The 25,521-nt window shown below is 70.2% G+C and carries 25 protein-coding genes and 1 pseudogene; 10 read left to right on the top strand and 16 right to left on the bottom strand.

Going from position 1 to position 25,521, the window contains the following annotated elements; translation table 11 throughout:
- Position 1 precedes the first annotated feature (1 nt).
- The 5 genes from ACU6WZ_RS11535 to hemL form a co-directional block, all read right to left on the bottom strand.
- Complete coding sequence (locus tag ACU6WZ_RS11535; RefSeq protein WP_447033122.1) at positions 2-769, bottom strand: cytochrome c biogenesis CcdA family protein; 768 nt, start codon at positions 767-769, stop codon at positions 2-4.
- 4 nt (positions 770-773) lie between these two features.
- Positions 774-1,397 carry a TlpA family protein disulfide reductase gene (locus ACU6WZ_RS11540; RefSeq protein ID WP_447033124.1) on the bottom strand — a complete coding sequence of 208 codons (624 nt, stop codon included), beginning with the start codon at positions 1,395-1,397 and terminating at the stop codon, positions 774-776.
- A gap of 67 nt (positions 1,398-1,464) precedes the next feature.
- Positions 1,465-2,721 carry a polysaccharide deacetylase family protein gene (locus tag ACU6WZ_RS11545; RefSeq protein WP_447033125.1) on the bottom strand — a complete coding sequence of 419 codons (1,257 nt, stop codon included), beginning with the start codon at positions 2,719-2,721 and terminating at the stop codon, positions 1,465-1,467.
- A gap of 150 nt (positions 2,722-2,871) precedes the next feature.
- A complete protein-coding gene (locus ACU6WZ_RS11550) occupies positions 2,872-3,567 on the bottom strand; it encodes a histidine phosphatase family protein (RefSeq protein WP_447033127.1) in 696 nt (231 codons plus the stop codon).
- Entirely contained in the window at positions 3,564-4,871 is a 1,308-nt protein-coding gene (gene hemL, locus ACU6WZ_RS11555; RefSeq protein ID WP_447033128.1) for a glutamate-1-semialdehyde 2,1-aminomutase, read from the bottom strand. The genes ACU6WZ_RS11550 and hemL overlap by 4 nt, the downstream gene beginning before the upstream one ends.
- A 273-nt stretch (positions 4,872-5,144) precedes the next feature.
- Between hemL and ACU6WZ_RS11560 the strand changes: the two genes are divergently transcribed.
- The 6 genes from ACU6WZ_RS11560 (at position 5,145) to ACU6WZ_RS11585 (ending at position 8,739) form a co-directional block, all read left to right on the top strand.
- Entirely contained in the window at positions 5,145-5,714 is a 570-nt protein-coding gene (locus ACU6WZ_RS11560; protein WP_447033130.1) for a hypothetical protein, read from the top strand.
- 191 nt (positions 5,715-5,905) lie between these two features.
- Positions 5,906-6,412 carry a GNAT family N-acetyltransferase gene (locus ACU6WZ_RS11565; RefSeq protein ID WP_447033132.1) on the top strand — a complete coding sequence of 169 codons (507 nt, stop codon included), beginning with the start codon at positions 5,906-5,908 and terminating at the stop codon, positions 6,410-6,412.
- 58 nt (positions 6,413-6,470) lie between these two features.
- Positions 6,471-7,217: a Mut7-C RNAse domain-containing protein gene (locus ACU6WZ_RS11570; protein ID WP_447033134.1), complete on the top strand. Its 747-nt coding sequence runs from the start codon at positions 6,471-6,473 to the stop codon at positions 7,215-7,217.
- 46 nt (positions 7,218-7,263) lie between these two features.
- Complete coding sequence (locus tag ACU6WZ_RS11575) at positions 7,264-8,031, top strand: SDR family NAD(P)-dependent oxidoreductase (RefSeq protein ID WP_447033136.1); 768 nt, start codon at positions 7,264-7,266, stop codon at positions 8,029-8,031.
- 49 nt (positions 8,032-8,080) lie between these two features.
- Positions 8,081-8,410, top strand: a complete 330-nt coding sequence (locus tag ACU6WZ_RS11580; protein ID WP_447033137.1) for a hypothetical protein — start codon at positions 8,081-8,083, stop codon at positions 8,408-8,410.
- 41 nt (positions 8,411-8,451) lie between these two features.
- A complete protein-coding gene (locus tag ACU6WZ_RS11585) occupies positions 8,452-8,739 on the top strand; it encodes a hypothetical protein (protein WP_447033138.1) in 288 nt (95 codons plus the stop codon).
- Positions 8,740-9,516: 777 nt separating this feature from the next.
- On the opposite strand, the gene ACU6WZ_RS11590 is transcribed toward ACU6WZ_RS11585, so the two are convergent.
- Positions 9,517-10,710: an RtcB family protein gene (locus ACU6WZ_RS11590; RefSeq protein WP_447033140.1), complete on the bottom strand. Its 1,194-nt coding sequence runs from the start codon at positions 10,708-10,710 to the stop codon at positions 9,517-9,519.
- Positions 10,711-10,871: 161 nt separating this feature from the next.
- Here ACU6WZ_RS11590 and ACU6WZ_RS11595 point away from each other — a divergent pair, with 161 nt between their 5' ends.
- From ACU6WZ_RS11595 to ACU6WZ_RS11605, 3 genes are all read left to right on the top strand, one after another.
- Positions 10,872-11,774, top strand: coding sequence for a DUF3558 domain-containing protein (locus ACU6WZ_RS11595; protein WP_447033141.1), 903 nt, complete (start codon positions 10,872-10,874; stop codon positions 11,772-11,774).
- 19 nt (positions 11,775-11,793) lie between these two features.
- Positions 11,794-12,504: a DUF3558 family protein gene (locus ACU6WZ_RS11600; protein ID WP_447033142.1), complete on the top strand. Its 711-nt coding sequence runs from the start codon at positions 11,794-11,796 to the stop codon at positions 12,502-12,504.
- Positions 12,505-12,683: 179 nt separating this feature from the next.
- Positions 12,684-14,096: a DUF2637 domain-containing protein gene (locus ACU6WZ_RS11605; RefSeq protein ID WP_447033143.1), complete on the top strand. Its 1,413-nt coding sequence runs from the start codon at positions 12,684-12,686 to the stop codon at positions 14,094-14,096.
- 48 nt (positions 14,097-14,144) lie between these two features.
- On the opposite strand, the gene ACU6WZ_RS11610 is transcribed toward ACU6WZ_RS11605, so the two are convergent.
- Positions 14,145-14,345: a hypothetical protein gene (locus ACU6WZ_RS11610; RefSeq protein WP_447033145.1), complete on the bottom strand. Its 201-nt coding sequence runs from the start codon at positions 14,343-14,345 to the stop codon at positions 14,145-14,147.
- A gap of 150 nt (positions 14,346-14,495) precedes the next feature.
- Positions 14,496-16,256: a lysine--tRNA ligase gene (gene lysS / locus ACU6WZ_RS11615; protein WP_447033147.1), complete on the bottom strand. Its 1,761-nt coding sequence runs from the start codon at positions 16,254-16,256 to the stop codon at positions 14,496-14,498.
- 180 nt (positions 16,257-16,436) lie between these two features.
- Between lysS and argS the strand changes: the two genes are divergently transcribed.
- Positions 16,437-18,218, top strand: coding sequence for an arginine--tRNA ligase (gene argS, locus ACU6WZ_RS11620; RefSeq protein WP_447033148.1), 1,782 nt, complete (start codon positions 16,437-16,439; stop codon positions 18,216-18,218).
- 39 nt (positions 18,219-18,257) lie between these two features.
- On the opposite strand, the gene ACU6WZ_RS11625 is transcribed toward argS, so the two are convergent.
- From ACU6WZ_RS11625 to ACU6WZ_RS11660, 8 genes and pseudogenes are all read right to left on the bottom strand, one after another.
- Positions 18,258-18,527 (bottom strand): DUF1876 domain-containing protein, encoded by a 270-nt coding sequence (locus ACU6WZ_RS11625; protein WP_447033150.1) that lies wholly within the window; start codon positions 18,525-18,527, stop codon positions 18,258-18,260.
- 110 nt (positions 18,528-18,637) lie between these two features.
- Positions 18,638-18,730 (bottom strand): annotated as a pseudogene (locus ACU6WZ_RS11630) (ATP-binding protein); the annotation flags it as partial.
- A 3-nt stretch (positions 18,731-18,733) separates the two neighbouring features.
- Entirely contained in the window at positions 18,734-19,072 is a 339-nt protein-coding gene (locus ACU6WZ_RS11635) for a hypothetical protein (RefSeq protein ID WP_447033152.1), read from the bottom strand.
- Positions 19,073-19,347: 275 nt separating this feature from the next.
- Entirely contained in the window at positions 19,348-20,337 is a 990-nt protein-coding gene (gene hemB / locus ACU6WZ_RS11640) for a porphobilinogen synthase (protein WP_447033154.1), read from the bottom strand.
- A 158-nt stretch (positions 20,338-20,495) separates the two neighbouring features.
- Positions 20,496-22,157, bottom strand: a complete 1,662-nt coding sequence (locus ACU6WZ_RS11645; RefSeq protein ID WP_447033156.1) for a bifunctional uroporphyrinogen-III C-methyltransferase/uroporphyrinogen-III synthase — start codon at positions 22,155-22,157, stop codon at positions 20,496-20,498.
- Positions 22,154-23,065, bottom strand: a complete 912-nt coding sequence (gene hemC, locus ACU6WZ_RS11650) for a hydroxymethylbilane synthase (RefSeq protein ID WP_447033997.1) — start codon at positions 23,063-23,065, stop codon at positions 22,154-22,156. Before hemC ends, ACU6WZ_RS11645 begins: the two co-directional genes overlap by 4 nt.
- Positions 23,066-23,169: 104 nt before the next feature.
- A complete protein-coding gene (locus tag ACU6WZ_RS11655; RefSeq protein WP_447033157.1) occupies positions 23,170-24,741 on the bottom strand; it encodes a glutamyl-tRNA reductase in 1,572 nt (523 codons plus the stop codon).
- A complete protein-coding gene (locus tag ACU6WZ_RS11660; RefSeq protein ID WP_447033159.1) occupies positions 24,738-25,511 on the bottom strand; it encodes a redox-sensing transcriptional repressor Rex in 774 nt (257 codons plus the stop codon). The genes ACU6WZ_RS11655 and ACU6WZ_RS11660 overlap by 4 nt, the downstream gene beginning before the upstream one ends.
- Between the last annotated feature and the right edge of the window lie 10 nt (positions 25,512-25,521).

The raw sequence follows: 25,521 nt of genomic DNA on the forward strand, positions 1-25,521 counted from the left end.
GTCAGATCCCCACCGTGAAGCCGTTGGACCAGCCCTGCATCTCCTGGACCAGGCCGCTCCAGACACCTGTCATGAGCAGCACGCCAGTCGTGATCATCATCAGTCCGCCGATCCGCATCACCCAGGCGTAGTGCTTCTTGACCCAGCCGAACGCGCCGAGCGCCCGCCGGAACGCCACTGCGGCGATCACGAACGGCACGCCGAGACCGAGGCAGTACGCGACCGTCAGTATCGCCCCGCGTCCCGCGCTCGCCTCGGTGAAGGCGAGCGTCTGGACGGCCGCGAGCGTCGGGCCGATGCACGGCGCCCAGCCGATGCCGAAGAGCGCACCGAGCACGGGCGCGCCCACCAGACCTGCCACCGGCCTCTTGTGGAAGCGGAATTCGCGCTGCGTGAGCCAGGGCATCAGCCCCATGAAGAAGACGCCCATCAGGATCATCAGAGCGCCGAGCACCTTGGAGAGCAGCGCCTGGTGCGCTTGGAGTGTCGAGCCGAAGTAGCCGAAGAGTGCCCCGGTGGAGACGAAGACGGCGGTGAAGCCGAGCACGAAGAGCGAGGCGCCCGCGACCATCCGGCCTCGCCTGGCCTCCGCGAGGTCGGTGCCGCTGATCCCGGTGACGTACGAAAGGTAGCCGGGCACGAGGGGCAGCACGCACGGCGAGAAGAACGAGACCAGACCCCCGAGGACGGCGATCGGCAGGGCGAGAATCAGCGCACCACTGAGAACCGTCGGGTTCGGGTCGGTGATCGCGGCGGCGAGAACGCTCACTCGGTCACTTCTCCGCGATCAGCGGGTCGATCATCTGGTGCAGCTTCTGGGCGTTGAGAGCGCTCAGCGAGCGGGCCGCGATTTTGCCTTCACGGTCGATCACGATCGTCGACGGAATGGCCTGCGGATTCAGGCTGCCCTTGGGGAAGCGCAGAACGAGCTTGCCGATCGGGTCGTAGAAGCTCGGATAGGTGATGCCCTGCTCCTTTTCGAAGGTGACCGCGGGCCCCCTGGAGTCGTCGCGGGTGTTGATCCCGACGAACTCGACCCCCTTGTCCTTGGTCTCCTCGGACACCTTCGCGAAATGCGGCGCCTCGGCCCGGCAGGGCGTGCACCACGAGCCCCAGACGTTCAGGACGACGACCTTGCCCTTGAAGTCGTCGGTGTCGAGCTTCTTGCCGTCGAGGGTTTCGCCGTCGAGTTTCGGGGCGTCCTGCCGATCGCCCTTGGCGACGGTGGAGATCCCGCCCTTGGCGGTCACGAACTTGGCGCCGCCGGAGCCCGACGACGTGGCGCCGTCGCCTCCGCACGCCGTCAGCGCGAGTGCGCCGACGACCGCTACGGCGGCCGGGACCAGGGCCCGGCGGGTGCGGTTCGAGCGGCGGCGGGGGGCGCGTCCAATGCTCATGTGAAAAGTTTCGCATGGGCGTTCCAGGGATCTTGCGCGCCCCCCATGGTGCCCGTAAAGCCCCTTGTCAAGAGCTCTTAAGGAATGACTTCCAGCCGTCGGCCGGGGACTGGCCGACCTGGAGCGTACGGAGCTTGGCGAGCACCTTCGGGTCCTGCACGTCGAGCCAGTCGCAGAACTGCCGGAACGACACCAGGCGTACGTCCTTCTTCCCCGCCATGCCCTTGAGCGCCTCCTCGACGGCGTCCATGTAGATGCCGCCGTTCCACTGCTCGAAGTGGTTGCCTATGAAGAAGGGCGCGCGATTGCTCTCGTACGCCCGCCGGAAACCGGAGAGGTAGGCCTCGGTGGCCTGCTTCTGCCAGCCCGGGTAGCGGGACGGCATGCCGTTGGTCGAATTCTTCGACTGGTTGGCGAGGATGTTGTAGTCCATCGAGAGCACCTCGAAGGAATGGCCGGGGAACGGCATCGCCTGCAGCGGAAGGTCCCACAGGCCGCCCCGCTTGACCGGCCACATCTGGTGGCCGCCGGGCGAGCTGGCGTCGTAGCGCCAGCCGAGCTTCTTCGCGGTGGGCAGCAGCTTGTCCTGGCCGAGGAGGCAGGGGGTGCGGCTGCCGACGATCTCCTTCTCGTAGTCGAAGGGCAGCGGGTCGAGGTCGCTCCAGCCGCTGTGGGTCTTCCACTCGGTGACGAACTTCTTGGCCTGGGCGGTCTCGCTCTCCCACTGGGCGGGGGTCCAGTTGCCGACGCTGCCGGAGCCAACGCAGAAGTGGCCGTTGAAGTGGGTGCCTATCTCGTGGCCTTCGAGCCAGGCCTGGCGGACGTACTTCAGCGTGTCCTTGATGTGCCCGTCGGTGAGGTAACCGATGTGGGAGGCGCCGACGGGATTGTTCGGCGGCTTGTAGAGGCTCTTCTTCGACTCGGGGAGGAGGTAGAGCCCGGAGAGGAAGAAGGTCATCGCCGCGTCGTGGTCCTCGGCGAGTTTGAGGAAGCGCGGGAAGAGGCCGTTGCCGACCTCGCCCGCGCCGTCCCAGGAGAAGATCACGAACTGCGGCGGGGTCTGTCCGGGCTGGAGCGGGACGGGCTTGTCCGGCTGGTTCGGCTGCTTTCCGGTGTCGGCCGTCGAGCCGTCACCTATCAGCTTCCCGCCGGGCCCCGCCGCGCTCGGCGAGGGGGAGCCCCCAGGACCGCCGCCCTTGCCGGAGCCGCCATCGCCGGGGCCGCCGGAACCCGCGGGATCGGAGGAGCCGCAGCCGGCGATGCCGGCCGCGGCCGCCGCTCCGAGTCCCAGGCCCAGCAGACCCCTACGACTGATGTCCCGCATACCGTCACCATCCACACTCGCTGTTGCCGTCCGCGCCCGCGTCCTTGCGAAGCAGACATCGGGTGAGAGGCGGAGACAAGGAGCTGGGTTCCGATTTCCGGGCACATTTTCATCGGAGATGACCACTGATGGCCGATAAATGACCGGATTTTACGCGCCGAATGCCTTCGCTTTGCCCTTACCCGGCTTGGCACCGGCCAGCAGATGCTCCGGTACGAGATCGCGGGCCGGCTCCGAGTAGCCCACCGACACGATCTTGTCGCCCTGGAAGGTGAAGCTCGTCAGCGAGGCGAGCGTGCACTGCCGCTTGCGCGGGTCGTGCCACAGCCGCCTGCGCTCGGCGAAGCTGCGCACGGTCCAGATCGGCAGCTGGTGGCTGACCGCGACCGCCTCGTGGCCGCGGGCAGCGTCGCGCGCGGCGCCCAGGGCGCCCATCATCCGTACGACCTGCTCGATGTACGGCTCGCCCCACGACGGCTGGAAGGGATTCGTCAGGTGCTTCCAGTTGGCGGGCTTGCGCAGCGCCCCGTCGCCGACCCCGAAGGTCTTGCCCTCGAAGACGTTGCCCGCCTCGATCAGCCGCTCGTCGGTGACCAGCTCCAGCCCGTGCACCTTGGCGACCGGCGCCGCCGTCTCCTGGGCGCGCTCCAGCGGGGAGGAGACGACATGGGTGATGTCGCGCCCCTCCAGGTGCTCGGCGACCCGGTCGGCCATCTGCCGGCCGAGCTCGGAGAGGTGGTAGCCGGACCGGCGCCCGTAGAGCACTCCGTCCGGGTTGTGCACCTCACCGTGGCGCACCAGGTGAACGACCGTCGTCTCGCTCATGCCGTGGCCTCGGTCGCTCATGCCGTGGCCTCGGCGGCGGCGCGGGCGGCGGCGGGCAGCGCGGCGGCGATGCGCTCGACGGCCCGCTCGTCGTGGGCCGTGGAGACGAACCACGACTCGAAGGCCGACGGGGGCAGGTACACGCCGTCGGCGAGCATCGAGTGGAAGAAGGCGTTGTAGCGGAAGGCTTCCTGCCGCTTCGCGTCGTCGTAGTCGCGGACGGTGCTCTCGGTGAAGAACACCGAGAACATGTTGCTCGCGCTCTGCAGCCGGTGCGCCACCCCCTCCTTGCCGAACGCCCCGGTGACCAGCGCCCGGATCTCCTGCGACACCGCGTCGATCTTCGCGTACGCCGCGTCGTCGAGCAGCCGCAGCTGGGCGAGGCCCGCGGCGGTGGCAACCGGGTTCCCCGACAGCGTGCCCGCCTGGTAGACGGGACCGGCCGGCGCGAGGTGCGCCATGACGTCCTGACGTCCGCCGAAGGCCGCCGCCGGGAAGCCGCCGCCCATGACCTTGCCGAAGGTCATGAGGTCGGGGGCGACGCCGTCGATGCCGTACCAGCCGGCCTTCGACGTACGGAAACCGGTCATGACCTCGTCGGAGATGTACAGCGCGCCGTTCTCCGCGCACGCCTCCCTGAGGCCGGCGTTGAAGCCGTCGTGCGGCGGTACGACGCCCATGTTGCCGGGCGAGGCCTCCGTGATCACGCACGCGATCTCGCCGGGGTGCGCGGCGAAGGCGGCGCGTACGGCGTCGAGGTCGTTGTACGGCAGCACGATCGTGTCGCCGGCCTGCGCGCCCGTCACACCGGGGGTGTCCGGCAGCGCGAACGTCGCGAGGCCGGAGCCCGCGGCGGCGAGCAGCGCGTCCACGTGCCCGTGGTAGCAACCGGCGAACTTCACGACCTTCGCCCGGCCGGTGAAACCGCGGGCCAGACGGATGGCCGACATGGTCGCCTCGGTGCCGCTGGAGACCAGCCGCACCTGCTCGACCGGGGCGATCCTGGCGACGATCTCCTCGGCGAGCGCGACCTCGCCCTCACCGGGCGTACCGAACGAGGTGCCGCGGGAGACGGCCTCCTGCACGGCGGCGACGACCTCGGGGTGGGAATGGCCGAGGATCATCGGTCCCCACGAGCACACGAGGTCGACGTACTCACGACCGTCGGCATCCGTGAGGTACGGACCGGAACCGGACACCATGAACCGGGGCGTACCGCCCACGGCACGAAAGGCGCGGACCGGCGAGTTCACGCCGCCTGGCGTCACGAGGGACGCGCGGTCGAACAGCGTCTGCGAAACTGGGGCTTCGTATGAATACGGCACTTTGGTCCTGATCTGCGATTCGGGAGTCGAGGGGCCGGCACCGAGGATTGTGGCCGCCGGTGAGCGAGAGGCGCGGCTTCCTCGTATTACGACTGGGCGTCAGTCCTCACGCGTCTGCGAAACTGGGGCGTCATAGGGGAAGCTCACACAAGCCATGGTGTCAGAGGCTGTCGACGGTCTTGCGGACAGGTGTTTCACCGCGCGGTCGTGGGGGAGGTCACTGACACGATGATCGGGTTGCGCGGCTGTGGCCGCGAGTGGTCGGGTGGAGATATGCATCGCGGTGGCGGAGTGGGCGAGGGGACCGACGACCTGGGTCCCGAGCGGGGCCAGCGCGGTCGGCACCGGCGACAGCAGCGGGAGCGCGAAGCGGCGTCGGAGGACAGGGGAAACAGGAGTGGCCGGGTGGGGGTGACCTACAAGTACTTCGGCGCTCCCAACGGGGCGACGGCGGCCCGCGTACCCATCTCGATGCGGCCGGAGGAGCTGGGCGGCGACGAGCTCGGCATGGGCGGCATGTTCACCAAGATCAAACCGGAGACGGTGGCCGCGATGGTCCTCACCGGCATCGAAGGCATACCCCTGCACAAGGTCCCCCCGCTGGAACTGGTCGTCCTCCACCCCGACTACGCGGTGGTCAAACTCCCCATGACGGTCGTCGACCCGCTGCGCGGCATCGGCGAGGAGTCGGTGGGCGCGGCGGCCTTCATCTGGTCCACCGTCCCCGACCGCGGCGGCCCGCGCGACGCGTTCAACGTCTACCAACTGCTGCACGAGTGGCAGGACTTCTCGCACCGCCTGCACGAGGCGGGCCACCAGCCGTACTGCCTGGTCTGGCCGTGAGCGGGGCGGGTGCGGGCTTGGTCTGGCCCTGAGCCGGGCGGGGCCGCCGCCGCGGTCACCCAGATGCGGCTGCCTCGTGCCGATGCAACGGGCATCGACTCGAAGGAGGCCCTGCCGTGGGCGACCCACCGGCCCCAGCTGGACGACCTGTACCGCACCCCGATGCCGGAACCCGGGGCCAGAATGCACCCATGAAGCCGAACGTACGCCTGGAGCCCTGGTCGGACGGCGATCTGGAGTTGCTCCGGCGCTCCAACGCCCCGGAGATGATGGAGCACGTCGGGGGCCCGGAGACCGACGAGCAGGTCCTGGCCCGGCACACGCGCTACGTCAACCGCGACGGCTCGCACAGCGGCCGGATGTTCCGCATCACCCTGCTGCCCGGCGGTGAGCCGGTCGGCACCATCGGGTTCTGGAACCAGACCTGGCGCGGCGAGCTGGTATTCGAGACGGGCTGGAGCGTGCTCCCCGCGTACCAGGGTCGCGGCATCGCCGCCGCGGCCACCGCGGCGACCATCGACCTCGTACGCGCCGACGGCACCCACCGCCACCTGCACGCGTTCCCCTCGGTCGACAACCCCGCGTCGAACGCCGTGTGCCGGAAGGCGGGCTTCACCCTCACCGGCCCCTGCGACTTCGAGTTCCCGCCCGGCAACATCATGCGCTGCAACGACTGGCGCCTGGACCTCACCTCCTGACCCCGAAAGCCCCGGAATGCCGTGGATATGGCGCGCTCCCCGGTGGCATGCTGGCGGCGTGAACGGACCGGAGATCCACATCAGCTTCGACCCAGAGCTGCACCTCTTCGTCACCGCGCGGCGGCGCGGCGAACGCACGCCGCTGACCACCGACGGCGCCTCGACGCTCGGCCACGCCGTCGAATCGCTCGGCGTCCCGCTCACCGAAGCGGGCCGGCTGCTCGTCGACGGCCACGAGGTCCCCGTCTCGCACATCCCGGCGGCGGGCGAGAACGTCGACGTACGGGCAGTGCGACGGCCGCAGCGGGTCCCCGGGGCGCCGCTGCGCTTCCTCCTCGACGTACACCTCGGCACGCTGGCGCGACGGCTGCGGCTGCTCGGCGTCGACACGGCGTACTTCAGCGAGGACATCGGCGACCCGGCCCTCGCCACCCACTCGGCGCGCGAACAGCGCGTCCTGCTCTCGCGCGACCGGGGGCTGCTGCGGCGCCGCGAACTGTGGGCCGGTGCGTACGTCTACAGCGACCGCCCCGAGATGCAACTCGACGACGTACTCAGCCGTTTCGCCCCCGCCCTCACCCCCTGGACGCGCTGCATCGCGTGCAACGGCGAGCTGGCACAGGCCACGAAGGAATCGGTGGCCGGGCTCCTGGAAGACGGCACGGAGCGTTCGTACGACGTCTTCGCGCAGTGCACGGCGTGCCTGCGCCCGTACTGGAAGGGCGCACACCACGCGAGCCTCCAGGCCATCGTCGACGACGTCCTGCGCACCCACGCTCCGACGCGGCCCGCCTCCGCTCGCTAGTGCCGCTCCCGGCAGGCTATGCCGGGAGCGGCACTAGCCTGTGCCCATGATTACGTCCACGCCTGCGCCCATCGCCGTCGTCACCGGAGCGAGCAGCGGAATCGGCGCCGCCACCGCCCGCCAACTGGCCGCCGCCGGCTACCGCGTCGTCCTCACCGCCCGCCGCAAGGACCGCATCGAGGCACTGGAGGCGGAACTCAGCGCCGCCGGGCACCAGGCGACGGCGTACGCCCTGGACGTCACCGACCGCGCGGCGGTCGACGAGTTCGCCAGCGCCTTCCGCGCCCTCGCCGTCCTCGTGAACAACGCCGGCGGCGCGCTCGGCGCCGACCCCGTCGCCACCAGCGACCCGGCCGACTGGCGCCAGATGTACGAGACCAACGTCATCGGCACCCTGAACATCACCCAGGCCCTGCTCCCCGCCCTCACCGCGAGCGGCGACGGCACGGTGGTCATCCTCTCCTCGACCGCGGGCCTCGGCGCGTACGAGAACGGCGGCGGCTACGTCGCGGCCAAGCACGGCGAGCACATCCTGGCCGAGACCCTGCGCCTGGAAATCGTCGGCACCCCGGTCCGCGTCATCGAGATCGCCCCCGGCATGGTCAAGACCGACGAGTTCGCCCTGACCCGCTTCGGCGGCGACACCGAGAAGGCCGCCAAGGTCTACGCCGGCGTGGCCGCTCCGCTCACCGCCGACGACGTGGCCGACACCATCACCTGGGCCGTCACCCGCCCCAGCCACGTCAACATCGACCTCCTGGTGGTACGCCCCCGGGCCCAGGCGTCCAACACCAAGGTCCACCGCGAACTGTGAGCCCCAGAGCGACCGGCACATGGGGGGGCGAGGGCTCATCATGTTGCGCATGCGCATGTCAAATACGGCCCGCAGGCTGCTTCCGGTGACCGCTGCGACCGCCGGACTTCTGATGCTCACCGCCACGACCTCCGCACAGGCGGAGCCGACCGTACCGGAACACGCCGTCATCGTCTGTGACAGCGCGAGCCTGTACGCCAACTACGACAGCGCCAAGGGCCCCGTGGGCTTCAAACGAACCCTGGAGCGCGGCAACAGGGTCGGCCACACCCGAGGCGCGCACCCCGTCTACAACGGCTGGGCGGCCACCTTCGACTTCGGCCCCAACGACTGGGGCTACGTCCGCCAGGAATGCCTCGGCGGCTTCGGATCCTGGTAATCCCCGTAACCCCCACAAACCCCCAAGTAAGGAGTGCAAGGGTGAATCGCTTCGTCGGCCGGGCCGCCTGGGCCCTGGGTCTCGCGGTCGCGGCAACCTGCATCACCGCGGTGCCCGCACAGGCCGCCAACGGTACGGTCGGACAGCGCGAAACCGTCTGCGCCGATGACCTCTTCGTCCGCGTCACCGCGCCGCACGGCGCGTGGATGGGCACGCTGTACCGGAACCAGACGTTCCTCGTCGAGAAGGTGAACGGCGACTGGGTCTACGGCTTCGCCAACGGCAACGTGAACCGCCGAGGCTGGGTACAGAACGGCTGGTTCTGCTGACCTGACCGCACCGGGCCCCCCGCCCGCAAGCCCGCACGCACGGGTACGCCGCCAAGCATCTCGACCGGCGTACCCCGACAACCAGCAGACGGAGGGCCCCGGCAACCACAACCGGAGCCCTCCGCCCACCACCAGCCCGCACACCATCAGTCGTCAGGGATGGTCGTATCGCACGCACTTGAGCGGTTTGGCGTTCACGTCGTCGAGGCAGACGACGACCTGCGCGGCCCCACCGGGAACATCCGCGGGGACCGGGAAATCGATCTGCTTCACCCCGTCGCACAGCGTGCTGGTGCTCCTGGAGTCCAGCGGATGGCCAGCAGCATCGTACGTACCGACCCACACCCGGCGGCAGCCGCTGGCGGCTGCCGCTGGCGGCGAGGGCCCGGTACGTTCCTGCGATACCGACCGACCGGTTGTACCAGGTCAGGGTGCCACGAACGTAGGTAGCCCCGTACGTGACGTCGACAGCGCTGGTCGGGTAGGCGACGGCAGCCGCCGGTGCCGCCGCGGCGGCCGGTGCGGTGAGCGCCGCGGACGCGGCGAAGACCGCCGCTGCGGTGAGGGTGAGGGCGGAACGGCGCGGTAACACCATGAGTCTCCCCTTTGGTTACGAACGTGCGGATACCACCGCCCAGTACAGCAGCCGGCTGACGGGGACCGCAGCCGTCAACGCCGAGATGGCCTGATTGCGGTCACGGCGTTCAGCTCATCGGGAGTACTGCCGGTCCTGGCCGTCGGCCACTCGGGTCCGCGACGTATGGGACCGACCAGGCGTCAGCCCTTCACGCAGACGACCTGCTTCAGCTTCTCGACCACCTCGACCAAGTCCTTCTGTAGGTCGATCACCTGCTCGATCGGCTTGTACGCGGCCGGGATCTCATCGACCACCCCGGAGTCCTTCCGGCACTCCACACCCCGCGTCTGCTCTTCGAGATCGCGGGCCGAGAAGCGGCGCTTCGCGGCGTTGCGGCTCATACGCCGGCCGGCACCGTGGGAGGCCGAGTTGAAGGCCGCCGTGTTACCCAGGCCCTTGACGATGTACGTGCCCGTGGCCATCGAACCGGGGATGATTCCGTAGTCGCCTGAGCCGGCCCGGATGGCGCCCTTGCGTGTCACCAACAGGTCCATGCCGTCGTAGCGCTCCTCGGCGACGTAGTTGTGGTGACAGCTGATCTCGTGTTCGAAGGTGACCCTGGCCTTCTTGAACTCCCGGCGGATCACGTCCTTGAGCAGCCCCATCATGATCGCGCGGTTGTGCTTCGCGTACTCCTGCGCCCAGTAGAGGTCATTTCGGTACGCCGCCATCTGCGGAGTGTCCGAGACGAAGACCGCCAGGTCACGGTCGACCAGCCCCTGGTTGTGCGACAGCTTCTGCGCCACACCGATATGGAACTCGGCCAGCTCCTTGCCGATGTTCCGTGAGCCGGAATGCAGCGTCAGCCAGACCGAGCCCTGGGAGTCGACGCTGACTTCGAGGTGGTGGTTGCCCCCGCCGAGCGTGCCCATCTGCTGCGTGGCACGTCCCTGCCGGAACTTCACCGCTTCCGCGACCCCCTCGAACCGTCCCCAGAAGTCGTCCCACCCCGCCGTCGGGAACCCGTGCAGCCGGGCCGGGTCGACCGGGGTGTCGTGCATTCCGCGCCCGACCGGGATCGCCTGCTCGATCTTCGACCTCAGGCCGGAAAGATCACCCGGAAGGTCGTTCGCCGTCAGAGACGTTTTCACGGCGGACATGCCGCAGCCGATGTCCACACCGACCGCCGCAGGGCACACCGCTCCGTGCATCGCGATCACGGAGCCAACCGTGGCCCCTTTGCCGTAGTGGACGTCCGGCATGACGGCGAGGCCCTTGATCCAGGGCAGGGTGGCCACGTTCTGGAGCTGCTGCATCGCGCCGCTCTCGACCGTCGCCGGGTCGGCCCACATCCGAATGGGAACCTTCGCACCCGGCACCTCTACATACGACATAACCCCTCAATTCCCCCGAATGACAGAAAACGCAAAACTGGCACCTAGTACCGCGAAAGAGAAAGCGAACAGGCATCTTGGCCAGTGCGTGCGATACACATTGTGTCCACCGGCCGCCACCGCGCGGCAACCGCATTTCTGATCGAAGGGGGCCTGGGACCGTGCAGCGAAAGGTGCTCGTACCTGGCGTCGCGCTCCTCGCAGTGCTCGCCGCCGGCTGCACCGGTGACTCAGGTGCCGAAGATTCCGCCGGCGACGCCAAAGCGGGGGAAACCACCACGGCGAACGTCGCCCCCGGCAGGTACCGCACGCTCCGTGAGCCGTGCGGCGCCGTCGACCGGGGCATCCTGCGCGACATGCTGCCGGGGGTCGCCACGCTCCCCGAGGAGCGCCAGGAGCAGGCGTACGCCGGTACCGCCGAGGTCACGTACGACACGGACCGGCGCGTCGGCTGCCGCTGGAAGGCGGACTCCCCGGACTCCTCGCACAGCCTCGTCGTCGACTTCGAGCGGGTCGTCTCGTACGACTCCGGGGTCAGCGACGACGACCGCGCGAAGGAGGTGTTCGCGCGGCAGGAGACCGTGGCGGACCTTCCGTCCCCCTCCGAGTCCCCGGAAGAGACAGAGAGCACGGGGGAGACCGGGAAGACAGAAGTCACCCAGGACGCCGAGAACGCCGAGAACGGGGGCGGCGCGGCGAGCGAGGACCCGAGCTCCTCCCCCGCCACCGACGACGGCGCGAGCGACGCCCCGCCCGGCGGCGCCGACGACGCGGCCACCACCCCCGGCTCCCCCGCCGGCACCGGCCCCGAGGCCGCCGAAGGGCTCCAGCCCCGCACGCTCCCCGGCCTGGGCGAGGCCGCGTTCCTCGACGACAGCATCGACCGCTCCGGGTCCACCGCTCAGCGTCGTACCGTGAACGTGGTGTTCCGTACCTCCAACGTCATCGTGACGGTCCGGTACGCCGCCCAGCCCGCCCTCACCACCGAGGCCCCCGACAGCAAGGAACTGCAGGAGAAGGCGCAGGCCCTGGCCCGCAAGCTCGCCGAGCAGTTCAGCGACTAGTCCCATGAGCGAAGGAACCATGCACCGATCAGCCCCGCGACTCTCTCGCATACTCGCCTGCGCAGCCGTCCCGGTGATGCTCGTCGCCGCCGGCTGCTCCTCGGACTCCGACGGCGCCAAGAAGGCATCGGCGTCGGCCAGTGCCAAGCCGTCGGTGTCGGCGGAGCCGTCCGTCCAGCCGGCGGCCTTCTCGGAGCTGCCCGAGCCGTGCAAGGCGGTCAAGCAGAAGACGGTCGACTCGCTCGTACCGGAGGCGAAGGACAAGTCCGGCAGCGCCGACAAGTCGAACGACATCTCCACGCGCGGCGGCTGCTCCTGGAACGGCCTGGACAGCAAAGGTGTCGACGGGTCCCAGTACCGCTGGCTCTCGGTGTCCTTCATGCGGTACGAGTCCGACCAGTCCCGCGGCGCCGGAGACAAGCTCGCCGGGGAGTACTACGCGAAGCAGGTCGGGGCCGCGAAGGCGACGGAGAGCGCGAAGAAGGTCAACACCGGCGCGGCCGAGGGCATCGGCGACGAGGCGACGGCGATCGCCTACGACCTGCGCAAGACGGACGCGGACTTCAAGTACGCAACGATCGTGGCGCGTACGGAGAACGTCGTCGCCACCGTGATCTACAACGGCGCCGGTTACCAGGGCGCCAAGTCGCCAGACGGCGAAGAGCTGCTGAAGGACGTCAAGCAGGCGGCCAAGGAGGCCGTGGCCTCGGTCACCGCGGCGAACAAGTAGCCGCGGCAACAGCCTCTCAGAGCGCAGCACAAAGCGGAACAGAGCGTCAGATTCCCGGCGCGATACGGAGCCCGGTCCTCCCCTTGGAGGCCGGGCTCCGCCCGTACCCGCGTCACAACGCCCGCACACATGTGCCAGGCTGACCCCGCCAAGTCCGACGTAACGGGAGGGGATCGCGGGTGGCCGCGATGCAGCTGACACGCACGCACCGCATATTGATCGGTGTCGTCGTCACCGGAGCGGTGTTCATCGCCGCGATCGGTTTCGCGGGTTCGTACGCCGCCGTGCGCGAGCTCGCGGAGGACAAGGGCTTCGGGGACTTCTCGCTGGTCTTCCCGATCGGCATCGACGCCGGCATCTGTGTCCTGCTGGCCCTGGACCTGCTGCTGACGTGGATGCGGATCCCGTTCCCGCTGCTGCGTCAGACGGCGTGGCTGCTGACGGCCGCGACGATCGCGTTCAACGGCGCGGCGTCCTGGCCCGATCCGCTGGGCGTCGGCATGCATGCCGTGATCCCGATCCTGTTCGTCGTCTCGGTCGAGGCGGCGCGCCACGCGGTCGGGCGGATCGCCGACATCACGGCGGACAAACACATGGAGGGCGTACGCCTGACCCGCTGGCTGCTCTCGCCGCTGCCGACGTTCAAGCTGTGGCGGCGGATGAAGCTGTGGGAACTGCGGTCGTACGAGCAGGTCATCAAGCTGGAGCAGGACCGGCTGATCTACCAGGCGCGTCTCCAGGCCCGGTACGGGCGCAGCTGGCGCCGCAAGGCCCCGGTGGAGTCGCTGATGCCGCTGCGGCTGGCGAAGTACGGCGTCCCGCTCGCCGACACGGCCCCGGCGGGCCTGGCCGCGGCCGGCATCGAACCGGCGCTGCTGCCGCCGGAACTGGAGCGCGAGCGCGAGCGCGAGCGCGAGCCGGTGGTGCGGCCGCTGGAGGCGCAGGAGCCCCAGGGGCCGCGGGCACTGCCGGCCCAGCAGCCCCAGGCCCAGGTCCAGCCCCAGGTCCAGCCCCAGCAGCAGGTCCAGCCCCAGGCCGAGCCCCAGCAGCAGGCCCGGCCCCAGCCGCACCCGGAGCACGCGGAAGCCCCGCAGCCCCAGCAGTCGCCCCCCGGCGCGCTCCCGCAGGAGGAGGGCCCCGGCGCGCATGAGAGCCCGTGGTTCGCGGCGCCGCAGGTCACGCAGGAGGCCGCCGACAGGGCCTACGACCCGACGTACGACCCCGCCCCCGTGCGGGTCCCGTCGGGCCCCGGCCGCACCCGCCCCCTGGGCGGCATCCCCGGTCAGCGCACCGAGCAGCCCCCGGCGGAGCACGAGGACCGGCAGTACGTGGACCCGCAGGACCCGCAGTACGTGGACCCGGTCTACGCCGACCCGCAGTACGCCGACCCGGAAGAGCCCCCCGAGGAGCGCTACTACGGCGCGTTCCGCAAGTACGTCAGCGAGAACAACATCTTCCCGACGGCCCGAGAGCTCGGCACCTATCTGCAGGATCTGGGTACCGAGCCCCCGACCCCCGGCGAGCTGACGGACTACACCAAGCGGTTCGAGATCCGCTACCAGCAGGAGCTGGACGCAGAGCACATCGCCTGACCAAGCCGGTGATCAAGCACGCGATCAAGCCCGTGATCGAGCCAATGGTCAAGCCCGTTTCCTACGCGCCGACTCGCCCCACACCGCCAGCGCTGCCCCGACCACGGCGAGGACCAGATAGCCCGCGGTCGGGATGTCCCACCACTTCTGCAACAGCCCCCAGGGCCCGTCTCCGACGATGCTTCCGATGACTCCGAGTGCGCCTTGAATCCCGACGACCCAGCCGATGAGTGCGACGACTTCTTTCATACCTCCACGTTCCCCTCCGGCACCCGCCACATCGTCCTGCCCCAGACCGAACCCGCACTACCACGAAGTGTGCAGTCCCATCCAGCCCGTCCAGCACTTCAGGACCCGGGGCGGGCAGGGGAGAAACCCCCACCCGCCCCCGGCGAAGCCCTACGCCCCCAGCAGCGTCCGCACCCGGTCCGCCCCCACCGCGAGCAGCAGCGTAGGCAGCCGCGGCCCGGTGTCCCGGCCGACCAGCAGCCGGTAGAGCAGCGCGAAGAACGCCCGCTGCGCGACCTTCAGCTCCGGCGTCGGCTTGGCGTCCGGCTCCAGGCCCGCCATCATCTTCGGCACGCCGTAGACCAGCGTCGTGAGCCCGTCCAGCGACCAGTGCGCGTCGAGCCCTTCGAGCAGCCGCCGCAGCGACTCGCGGCCGGCGTCGTCGAGCGAGCCCAGGATCTCCTTGTCGGGCTCGCCGCGCACGACCGTGCGCTGCTCGGCCGGCACCTGCGTGGTGATCCAGTTCTCCGCACGGTCCAGCCGGGGCCGCACCTCGTCCAGCGACGTGACGGGGTTCTCGGGGTCCAGCTCGCTCAGGATCCGCAGCGCCTGGTCCTCGTGCCCGGCCGTGATGTCCGCCACCGAAGCGAGCGTCCGGTACGACAACGGCCGCGGCGTGCGCGGCAGTTCACCGGCGGCCGTCCCGATCGCCCGCGCGTGCGCGGCGGCGTCGGCAGGCAGCACATTGCCCTCCGCGACCTTCTTCCCCAGCGAGTCCCACTCGTCGTAGAGCCGCTGGATCTCCTGGTCAAAGGCGATCTTGAAGGACTGGTTGGGCCGCCGCCGCGCGTACAGCCAGCGCAGCAGCGGCGCCTCCATGATCTTCAGCGCGTCGGCAGGCGTCGGTACGCCGCCCTTCGACGACGACATCTTCGCCATGCCGCTGATGCCCACGAAGGCGTACATCGGTCCGATCGGCTGCACCCCGTCGAAGACCTCGCGCACGATCTGCCCGCCGACGACGAACGACGAGCCGGGCGAGGAGTGGTCGACGCCGCTGGGCTCGAAGATCACGCCTTCGTACGCCCAGCGCATCGGCCAGTCGACCTTCCAGACCAGCTTGCCGCCGTTGAACTCGCTGAGCAGCACGGTCTCGCAGTGGCCGCAGGCGCAGACGTACGACAGCTCGGTGCTCTCGTCGTCGTACGCCGTGACCGTCGTGAGGTCCTTGCCGCAGACGGTGCAGTACGGCTTGTACGGGAAGTACCCCGCGCCGCCGCCACTGCCGTCGTCCTCGTCGGCCGCGCCGGACCCCTCGACGGCCTCCTGCTCGGCCGCGTCGACCGGCTTCTGCTGCGGCTTCTTGCCCTTGACCTGCTGCTGCGGGACCTGCTGCGAGTCCTTCTTCGTCCGGTACCGGTCGAGTACGGCGTCGATGTCGCCCCGGTGCCTCATCGCGTGCAGGATCTGCTCGCGGTAGACCCCGGAGGTGTACTGCTCGGTCTGGCTGATCCCGTCGTACTCGACGCCGAGCTCGGCGAGCGCGTCCGTCATGGCCGCCTTGAAGTGCTCGGACCAGTTCGGGTACCCCGACCCGGCCGGTGCGGGCACCGCGGTCAGCGGCTTGCCGATGTGCTCGGCCCACGACGGGTCGACGCCTTCTACGCCCGCGGGGACCTTGCGGTAGCGGTCGTAGTCGTCCCAGGAGATGAGGTGGCGCACCTCGTACCCGCGCCGCCGGACCTCGTCCGCGACCAGGTGCGGGGTCATGACCTCGCGGAGGTTGCCCAGGTGGATCGGGCCGGAGGGTGACAGTCCGGACGCGACGACGACAGGTTTCCCAGGCGCACGTCGCTCCGACTCGGCGATGACATCGTCCGCGAAGCGGGAGACCCAGTCGGTCTCTGTGCTGCTCTGAGCCACGATCGGCACGTCCTTCTTTCACTTGATTACGGGCGGATAGCCGGCACAGGCATTCTCCCAGACGGAGCGACTCCGTCCGAGGTTGCCCGGAGCTTCCCCGCCCTGAATGAATACAGGACGCCCCGCCCCCACCCCACATGAAATACTCGGCTGCACCTTCAACTTTCCTCTCAACAGGAACGGCAGCTCATGGCCTCGGTCCATTCCCTCGCTTCGACCGTCAATCAGCGCGTCGCGCAGGCCCTGTCGGCAGCCCTGCCGGACGCCGGCGCCGCCGACCCGCTGCTGCGACGAAGCGACCGGGCCGACTTCCAGGCGAACGGGATCCTGGCGCTCGCCAAGCAGGCCAAGGCCAACCCGCGCGAGCTGGCCACCCAGGTCGTCGCCGCGCTGCCCGCCGGCGACGAGCAGGTGATCAAGGAGGTCGAGGTCTCGGGCCCCGGCTTCCTGAACATCACGCTCACCGACCGGGCGATCATCGAGACCCTCGCCGCCCGCGCGGCAGACGCCGACGGCCGTCTCGGCGTGCCGCGGGCCGAGCAGCCCGGCACCACGGTGATCGACTACGCGCAGCCGAACGTCGCCAAGGAGATGCACGTAGGCCACCTCCGCTCCGCCGTGATCGGCGCCGCGATGGTCGAGATCCTGGAGTTCGCGGGCGAGAAGGTCGTACGCCGCCACCACATCGGCGACTGGGGCACCCAGTTCGGCATGCTCATCCAGTACCTGAACGAGCACCCGCACGAGCTGGACCACAACGCGGCAGCCGCTGAGGACGGCGAGGCCGCCATGTCCTCCCTCAACCGCCTCTACAAGGCTTCCCGGGTCGTCTTCGAAACCGACGAGGACTTCAAGGCCCGCTCGCGGGACCGCGTGGTGGCTCTCCAGGCGGGGGAGCCGGAAACCCTCGCGCTGTGGCAGCGGTTCGTCGACGAGTCGAAGGTCTACTTCTTCTCGGTGTTCGACAAGCTCGACATGGAGATCAAGGACGCGGACATCGTCGGCGAGTCCGCCTACAACGCCATGCTCGAAGAGACCTGCCGCATCCTGGAGGAGTCGGGCGTAGCCGTCCGCTCCGACGGCGCGCTGTGCGTGTTCTTCGACGACGTGTTGGGCCCGGACGGCAAACCGTCCCCGCTGATCGTCAAGAAGTCGAACGGCGGCTACGGCTACGCGGCCACCGACCTCTCCGCGATCCGCGACCGCGTGCAGAAGCTCGGCGCGAACACGCTGGTGTACGTCGTGGACGCCCGCCAGGCCCTGCACTTCAAGATGGTCTTCGAGACCGCCCGCCGGGCCGGCTGGCTGAACGACGAGGTGCACGCCGTGCAGCTCGCCTTCGGCACGGTCCTCGGCAAGGACGGCAAGCCGTTCAAGACCCGTGAGGGCGAGACGGTGCGGCTGGTCGACCTCCTCGACGAGGCGACCGACCGCGCGTCGGTCGTCGTACGGGAGAAGGACACCAGGGGTGAGCTGACCGACGAGGAGATCGCCGAGCGGGGCACGCAGGTCGGCATCGGCGCGATCAAGTACGCCGACCTGTCGACATCCGCGTCCCGCGACTACAAGTTCGACCTCGACCAGATGGTCTCCTTGCACGGCGACACCTCGGTCTACCTCCAGTACGCGTACGCCCGTATCCAGTCGATCCTCCGCATGGCCGGCGAGCGCAGGCCGACGGCCCACCCTGAGCTCGAACTGGCCCCGGCAGAACGCGCCCTGGGCCTGCATCTGGACCAGTTCGGGGAGACGCTGGCGGAGGTGGCCACGTCGTACGAGCCGCACAAGCTGGCGGCGTACCTCTACCAACTGGCGTCCCGCTACACGACGTTCTACGACCAGTGCCCGGTCATCAAGCCCAAGCCGGCCCCCGAAGTCGCCGAGAACCGCCTCTTCCTCTGCGACCTGACAGCCCGCACCCTGCACCAGGGCATGGCGCTGTTGGGCATCCGCACGCCCGAGCGCCTCTGATCACGCGGTTACGTTTCGTCCGTCGTGCCCGGCCAGCCGCTAGGTCAGCGGGTACGACGGACGGCCGGCCGCCTCGTCGATCTCGCCGTGCGCCTTCCGCAACAGCTGCGACGACAGGTCCATGAGCGCCCGCGCGCCCGCGATCTCCTCACCGACCCGCAACTGCTCCGCGTCGGACGGGTGCCGGCTGGCGTACCCGTGCCCCCGGTACTCCGTGCCGTCGCCGAGCCGCACCATCGCGGCCGCCCTCGTCCTGCCGTGGTCCTCGCGGAACTCCATCTCGACGTGCCATCCGACGAGTGTCTGCATGGCAGATCACCTCCAGCGCTCTCACTCCCAGAGTGCGCCGCCGGACCACTGATCGCCACCGCACTCCCAGGGTCACGGAGCGGACGGGCTCGCGCGGCCGGTGGAGCCGCTCAGGAACCAGCGGCGAACTCGCACCACACGATCTTCCCGGGATCCCGCTCCCCGACCCCCCACCCATCGGCCAACGCCGCGACCAGCAACAACCACTACCGCTCGATGACGAACCATCCCGGCAGCACAGCGTCCTTCGCTTTGTCTCCGGGGGCGAGTTGGTCGGCGTAGCCTGCCTCGGTCCACAGCATCTCCTTGAACTGCTCGACCGTCAGCCGTCCCAGCCACGGTCCACCGGCCGGACAGAACACCACCTCGCAGGCCACGCAGTAGTGCGCCGGGAGCCACAGCTGATCGGCGCGCGGTTGACCGGCCTGCTCGGCGGCCTTCTCCCGGCTGTCGCCGCGGACGACGGCGATGGTTGCCGCGAAGGCCAGCACCGCGAGGACCGCGCCCCCAAGGGTGTGGAGCGGCTTGCCCTGCTCCATCCCCATGTACGCGAGGGCACCGCCGTCCCCAGGCTGATGACCAGGCCCTCGATGAAGTGCAGACACCCGTCGCCGCTCTTCTCGGGCCCCTTCGCCAGCCGGGTGGACAGGTCCTTGCGCGTGGCGCCCTTGCCGGTACGTGCCTGGGCGACCGTCCGCACGTCGGCGCTTCCGCAGCCGCAGATCACCGGGACAGGCGACTGTATGGGATCAGTTGTCATGGGCGAAGAGGCTATCCGTGGGCTATCCCGTTGGCAGCCGGGCCATCCCCCGGCGGCGCGTCACAACCCCCGCGCGACCTCCGTCGCCCAGTAGGTGAGGATCATGTTCGCGCCGGCCCGCTTGATGCCCACCAGCGACTCCAGGATCGCCTTCTCGCGGTCGATCCAGCCCCGCTGCGCCGCCGCCTCGATCATCGCGTACTCGCCACTGATCTGGTACGCCGCCACCGGTACGTCCGCCGCCTCCGCGACCTTCGCCAGCACGTCCAGGTACGGTCCCGCCGGCTTGACCATCACCATGTCGGCGCCCTGCTCCAGGTCGAGCGCCAGCTCGCGCATGGACTCGCGCAGGTTCGCCGGGTCCTGCTGGTACGTCTTGCGGTCGCCGGTCAGCGACGAACCGACGGCCTCGCGGAAGGGGCCGTAGAAGGCGGACGAGTACTTGGCCGTGTAGGCCAGCACCGACACGTCCTCCTTGCCGATCGTGTCCAGCGCATCGCGGATGACGCCGACCTGGCCGTCCATCATCCCGCTCGGACCGACCACGTGCGCGCCCGCGTCCGCCTGGACCTGCGCCATCTCGGCGTACCGCTCCAGCGTCGCGTCGTTGTCCACGCGCCCGTCGCCGTCCAGCACACCGCAGTGGCCGTGGTCGGTGTACTCGTCCAGGCACAAGTCGGACATGATCACCAGGTCGTCGCCGACCTCGGCCCGCACCGCCCGCAGCGCGACCTGCAGGATGCCGTCCGGGTCGGTGCCGGCCGTGCCGACGGCGTCCTTCTTCTCCTCCTCGGGCACGCCGAACAGCATGATCCCCGCGACACCCGCGTCGACCGCCTCGACGGCCGCCTTACGCAGGGTGTCGAGCGTGTGCTGCTGTACGCCCGGCATGGCCTCGATGGCCACGGGCGCGCCGATGCCTTCCCTTACGAACGCCGGAAGGATCAGATCAGCCGGATGCAGCCGGGTCTCGGCGACCATGCGGCGCATGGCGGGGGTGGTACGCAGCCGGCGGGGCCGGGCCCCGGGGAAGGATCCATACACAGTCATACCAAATACGCTACGCCGCCCCGAGGACCCCTTTTACCGGCACCCCGTCGGCACCCCCGTCGGCCCGCGCGCCGGCACCCGCGTCCGCCCGCCGCGCATGCGAACGGGGGCGGAGCTTTACGCCCCGCCCCCGCCCCCGCCGTCCCTATGCAGGTCGCCTAAGTGGTGGTCCGCCGCCGTCGCGCCCCCGGCCGGCGCTCGCTCGGCCGTGTCACGTGCTCGCCCGCCGCGAGCGCCGAGCGCCGGCGCTGCGCGCCGAACTCCGCCAGCGCCTCCGCCAGCTTGTGCACCGACGGCTCCGGCGAGAGAACGTCGACCCGCAGGCCGTGCTCCTCCGCCGTCTTGGCCGTCGCGGGGCCGATGCAGGCGATCACCGTCACGTTGTGCGGCTTGCCCGCGATCCCGACCAGATTCCGGACCGTGCTCGACGACGTGAACAGCACCGCGTCGAAACCGCCACCCTTGATCGCCTCCCGCGTGTCCGCCGGCGGCGGCGACGCCCGTACGGTCCGGTATGCCGTGACGTCGTCGACCTCCCAGCCCAGCTCGATCAGCCCGGCGACCAGCGTCTCCGTGGCGATGTCGGCGCGCGGCAGGAAGACCCGGTCGATCGGGTCGAAGACCGGGTCGTACGGCGGCCAGTCCTCCAGCAGCCCGGCCGCCGACTGCTCGCCGCTCGGTACGAGGTCCGGCTTCACGCCGAACTCCACCAGCGACGCCGCCGTCTGCTCGCCCACCGCGGCGACCTTGATGCCCGCGAAGGCGCGCGCGTCGAGCCCGTACTCCTCGAACTTCTCCCGGACGGCCTTCACGGCGTTCACGCTCGTGAAAGCGATCCATTCGTAGCGGCCGGTGACGAGCCCCTTGACCGCCCGCTCCATCTGCTGCGGCGTGCGGGGCGGCTCCACGGCGATCGTCGGAACCTCGTGCGGCACCGCGCCGTACGATCTGAGCTGGTCGGAGAGCGACGCCGCCTGCTCCTTCGTCCGCGGAACCAGCACCCGCCACCCGAAGAGCGGCTTCGACTCGAACCACGACAACTGCTCACGCCGAGCAGCGGCGCTGCGCTCGCCGACCACGGCTATGACGGGCTGGTGGCCCTCCGGCGACGGCAGCACCTTCGCCTGCTTGAGAACCTGGGCGACTGTGCCGAGCGTCGCGTTCCAGGTGCGCTGGCGGGTCGTCGTACCGGCGACCGTGACGGACATCGGGGTGTCCGGCTTGCGGCCGGCCGAGACCAGCTCGCTCGCCGCCGCCGCGACGGACTCCAGCGTCGTGGAGACCACGGCCGTGGCGTCGCTCTGGCCGAGCTCCGACCAGCAGCGGTCGTCGGCGGTGCGGGCGTCCACGAAGCGGACATCGGCGCCCCGCCCGTCGCGCAGCGGCACACCGGCGTACGCCGGTACGCCGACGGCCGACGCGACGCCGGGCACGACCTCGAAGGGGATGCCCTCGGCGGCGCAGGCGAGCATCTCGTCGCCCGCGTTGCCGTCGAGTCCGGGGTCTCCTGCGACCGCACGGACGACCCGCCTGCCGCCCCTCGCGGCCTCCATGACAAGATTGAGAGCGTCCCGGATCGCGGGGATACCGGCGGCAGTTGACGCATCGTCAACAACCGTCAGCTGCGGCGTGCTCACGCCCGCCGCCGCATGCGAGCGTACGACGTCGAGCACGGGCGGCTCGGCGACCAGCACGTCCGCGCTCGCGAGCGCCTCGACGGCGCGCAGCGTCAGCAGACCGGGATCACCGGGTCCGGCGCCGAGGAAGGTGACGTGCCCGAGTGCGGAGAACGCCGAAGGTACAGAGGTGGTGGGGCTCATTGTGCTCGCTCCCCCATAAGACCGGCCGCACCCTTCGCGAGCATCTCGGAGGCGAGTTCGCGTCCGAGAGTCATCGCGTCGTTGTGCGACGTGGGTACGGGACCGGTGGTGGACAGCTGCACCAGCTCGGAGCCGTCGGTGGTACCGACGACGCCGCGCAGGCGCATTTCTTTGACAACCTGTCCGTCGGCCAGCAGGTCGGCCAGTGCACCCACAGGTGCGCTGCAGCCGGCCTCCAGGGCGGCGAGCAGGGATCGCTCGGCGGTCACGGCGGCCCGCGTGTGCGGGTCGTCGAGCTCGGCGAGCGCGGCGGCGAGGTCGACGCTCGTGGCGGCGCACTCCACTGCCAGGGCCCCCTGACCGGGGGCGGGCAGGACCAGGTCGACCGCGAGGAACTCGGTCACTTCCTCGGTCCTGCCGATGCGGTTGAGGCCGGCGGCGGCCAGGACCACCGCATCCAGTTCCCCGCTCCGTACATATCCGACACGCGTGTCGATGTTGCCGCGGATCGGCACCATCTCGATGTCGAGTCCGTGGACGCGCGCGTACGCGTTGAGCTGCGCCATGCGGCGCGGCGAGCCGGTGCCCACCCGGGACCCGGGGGGCAGCTCGGCGAAAGTGAGGCCGTCGCGTGCGACGAGCACGTCACGCGGATCCTCCCGCTTCGGCACGGCGGCCAGCGTCAGGTCGTCCGGCTGGGAGGTCGGAAGATCCTTGAGCGAGTGGACGGCGAAGTCCACCTCGCCCCTCAGCAGCGCGTCGCGCAGCGCGGTGACGAAGACGCCCGTGCCACCGATCTGCGCGAGGTGCTCGCGCGAGGTGTCGCCGTACGTCGTGATCTCCACCAGTTCGACGGGCCGCCCCGTGATCCGGCGCACCGCGTCGGCCACCTGGCCGGACTGGGCCATGGCGAGCTTGCTGCGCCGGGTGCCCAGCTTCAAGGCGGTGGTGCTCGCGGCTGTGGTGCTCGCGGCTGTGGTGTTCAGCCCAGTGTTGTTGCCCAAGGCATTCGTCATGCCCGCCCTCTATTCCCACCGTCGGCGGTGTCGTTCAGGTCGGCCCTGCTGACGGCGGCGACCGTCTGCGGGTCGAGGTCGAAGAGTTCACGCAGCGCGTCGGCGTACCCGGCGCCGCCGGGCTCGCCCGCGAGCTGCTTGACCCGCACGGTGGGCGCGTGCAGGAGCTTGTCGACGACGCGGCGCACGGTCTGCGTGATCTCCGCGCGCTGTTTGTCGTTCAGTCCGGGGAGCCGGCCTTCGAGCCGGGTGACCTCGTTGGTCACCACGTCGGCGGCCATGCTGCGCAGGGCGACGACGGTCGGCGTGATCTGTGCGGCCCGCTGGGCGGCGCCGAAGGCGGCCACCTCGTCGGACACGATGGTCCGTACCCGGTCCACGTCGGCGGCCATCGGAGCGTCGGCGGAGGCTTCCGCGAGCGACTCGATGTCCACGAGGCGTATGCCGTCGAGGCGGTGCACCGCGCCGTCGATATCGCGGGGCATCGCGAGGTCGAGGAGCGCGAGCCGCACCGGTGCGCCGGGACGTGCGCCGCCCTGCTCACGGTTGCGCCCCTGCCCCTGCACGACGGCGCCGGCTGCGGCGCTCGCCTCGGCCCAGGCACCGATATCGGCCCAGGCGCCGTGCTGCTCCACCGACTCCGCGTCGACGGACTCGGCCTGCCGGGCTCCGGGCACGGCAGCCGCCGCGCCGGCCGTACCCGGACCCTGCGGAGCCGGGGGCTCCGCCAGGTCCAGGCCCAGGCCGAGCGCCCCGGCGACCTGCTCCGCGGTGAGGACCAGGCCGGTCGCGCCGGTGCAGGAGACGACGACGTCGACTCGTGTCAGCTCGCGGGCCACCTCGGCCATCGGTACGGCGCGTGCGGCGCCGCCGGCCAGGTTCAGGATCTCCGCCAGCCGCTCCGCGCGCGCCTGCGTGCGGTTCGCGACGACGACCTCGGCCACCCCGGTACGTACGAGCGTGGCCGCGGCCAGCGAGGACATGGAGCCGGCGCCGATCACCAGCGTCCGCTTGCCCGCCGCCCAGGCGGCGACCGGAGCACCGGCGGCGAGCTGTTCGAGGCCGAAGGTGACGAGCGACTGCCCGGCCCGGTCGATGCCGGTCTCGGAGTGCGCCCGCTTGCCGACGCGCAGCGCCTGCTGGAAGAGGTCGTTGATGAGCCGGCCCGCGGTGTGCAGTTCCTGCCCCAGCGCGAGCGCGTCCTTGATCTGGCCGAGGATCTGCCCCTCGCCGACGACCATCGAGTCCAGCCCGCACGCCACCGAGAACAGGTGGTGAACGGCCCGGTCCTCGTAGTGCACATAGAGATAAGGGGTGAGCTCTTCGAGCCCCACGCCACTGTGCTGCGCCAGCAGCGTGGACAGCTCGGCGACACCGGCGTGGAACTTGTCCACGTCGGCGTACAGCTCGATGCGGTTGCACGTGGCGAGTACGGCGGCCTCGACCGCGGGCTCCGAGGCGAGCGTGTCCTGGAGCAGCTTCGCCTGCGTTTCGGCGGCCAGCGACGCCCGCTCCAGCACGCTGACGGGGGCGCTGCGGTGGCTCAGCCCGACGACCAGAAGGCTCATGCCGGCATCACGGCGGGGACATCCCCGTCGGGTCCCTTCCTGCTCGCGGCCGTTCCGGCGCGCAGCGGCGGCGCCGCCACGTCGGCGGCCGCGGAGGCGGCGGCGTCTTCGCCGGCCTTGCGCTGCTCGTGGAAGGCGAGGATCTGCAGCTCGATGGAGAGGTCGACCTTGCGCACGTCGACCCCTTCCGGCACAGACAGCACGGTCGGCGCGAAGTTCAGGATCGAGGTCACGCCGGCGGCGATGAGCCGCTCGCTGACCTGCTGGGCGGCGCCGGCGGGAGTGGCGATGACACCGATGTGCACGCCGTTGTCGTCGATGATCTTCTCAAGATCATCGGTGTGCTGCACGGGCATCCCGGCAACCGGCTTTCCGGCCATCGCGGGGTCGGCGTCTATCAGCGCGGCCACCCGGAAACCGCGGGAGGCGAACCCGCCGTAGTTGGCGAGCGCGGCGCCGAGGTTGCCGATGCCGACGATGACGACCGGCCAGTCCTGGGTCAGCCCGAGCTCGCGGGAGATCTGGTAGACGAGGTACTCGACGTCGTACCCGACGCCCCTGGTCCCGTAGGAACCGAGGTAGGAGAAGTCCTTGCGCAGCTTCGCGGAGTTGACCCCGGCGGCCGCGGCCAGTTCCTCGGAGGAGACCGTGGGGACCGAGCGCTCGGAGAGCGCGGTCAGGGCACGCAGATACAGCGGAAGGCGGGCAACCGTGGCCTCGGGAATGCCTCGGCTACGGGTCGCCGGTCGGTGATTTCGGCCAGTTGCCACGGTGCTCCTG

Source organism: Streptomyces hypolithicus (genome assembly GCF_052934925.1).

Coding starts and splice junctions, on each gene's coding strand:
- ACU6WZ_RS11655 (WP_447033157.1), bottom strand. CDS start 24,741: ATGAGCCTTCTGGTCGTCGGGCTGAGCCACCGCAGCGCCCCCGTCAGC.
- ACU6WZ_RS11560 (WP_447033130.1), top strand. CDS start 5,145: ATGCATCGCGGTGGCGGAGTGGGCGAGGGGACCGACGACCTGGGTCCC.
- ACU6WZ_RS11610 (WP_447033145.1), bottom strand. CDS start 14,345: ATGAAAGAAGTCGTCGCACTCATCGGCTGGGTCGTCGGGATTCAAGGC.
- argS (WP_447033148.1), top strand. CDS start 16,437: ATGGCCTCGGTCCATTCCCTCGCTTCGACCGTCAATCAGCGCGTCGCG.
- ACU6WZ_RS11565 (WP_447033132.1), top strand. CDS start 5,906: ATGAAGCCGAACGTACGCCTGGAGCCCTGGTCGGACGGCGATCTGGAG.
- ACU6WZ_RS11545 (WP_447033125.1), bottom strand. CDS start 2,721: ATGCGGGACATCAGTCGTAGGGGTCTGCTGGGCCTGGGACTCGGAGCG.
- ACU6WZ_RS11580 (WP_447033137.1), top strand. CDS start 8,081: ATGCGCATGTCAAATACGGCCCGCAGGCTGCTTCCGGTGACCGCTGCG.
- hemB (WP_447033154.1), bottom strand. CDS start 20,337: ATGACTGTGTATGGATCCTTCCCCGGGGCCCGGCCCCGCCGGCTGCGT.
- ACU6WZ_RS11625 (WP_447033150.1), bottom strand. CDS start 18,527: ATGCAGACACTCGTCGGATGGCACGTCGAGATGGAGTTCCGCGAGGAC.
- ACU6WZ_RS11635 (WP_447033152.1), bottom strand. CDS start 19,072: ATGGGGATGGAGCAGGGCAAGCCGCTCCACACCCTTGGGGGCGCGGTC.
- hemC (WP_447033997.1), bottom strand. CDS start 23,065: ATGGCCCAGTCCGGCCAGGTGGCCGACGCGGTGCGCCGGATCACGGGG.
- ACU6WZ_RS11540 (WP_447033124.1), bottom strand. CDS start 1,397: ATGAGCATTGGACGCGCCCCCCGCCGCCGCTCGAACCGCACCCGCCGG.
- ACU6WZ_RS11645 (WP_447033156.1), bottom strand. CDS start 22,157: ATGAGCCCCACCACCTCTGTACCTTCGGCGTTCTCCGCACTCGGGCAC.
- ACU6WZ_RS11600 (WP_447033142.1), top strand. CDS start 11,794: ATGCACCGATCAGCCCCGCGACTCTCTCGCATACTCGCCTGCGCAGCC.
- ACU6WZ_RS11575 (WP_447033136.1), top strand. CDS start 7,264: ATGATTACGTCCACGCCTGCGCCCATCGCCGTCGTCACCGGAGCGAGC.
- ACU6WZ_RS11550 (WP_447033127.1), bottom strand. CDS start 3,567: ATGAGCGACCGAGGCCACGGCATGAGCGAGACGACGGTCGTTCACCTG.
- ACU6WZ_RS11590 (WP_447033140.1), bottom strand. CDS start 10,710: ATGTCGTATGTAGAGGTGCCGGGTGCGAAGGTTCCCATTCGGATGTGG.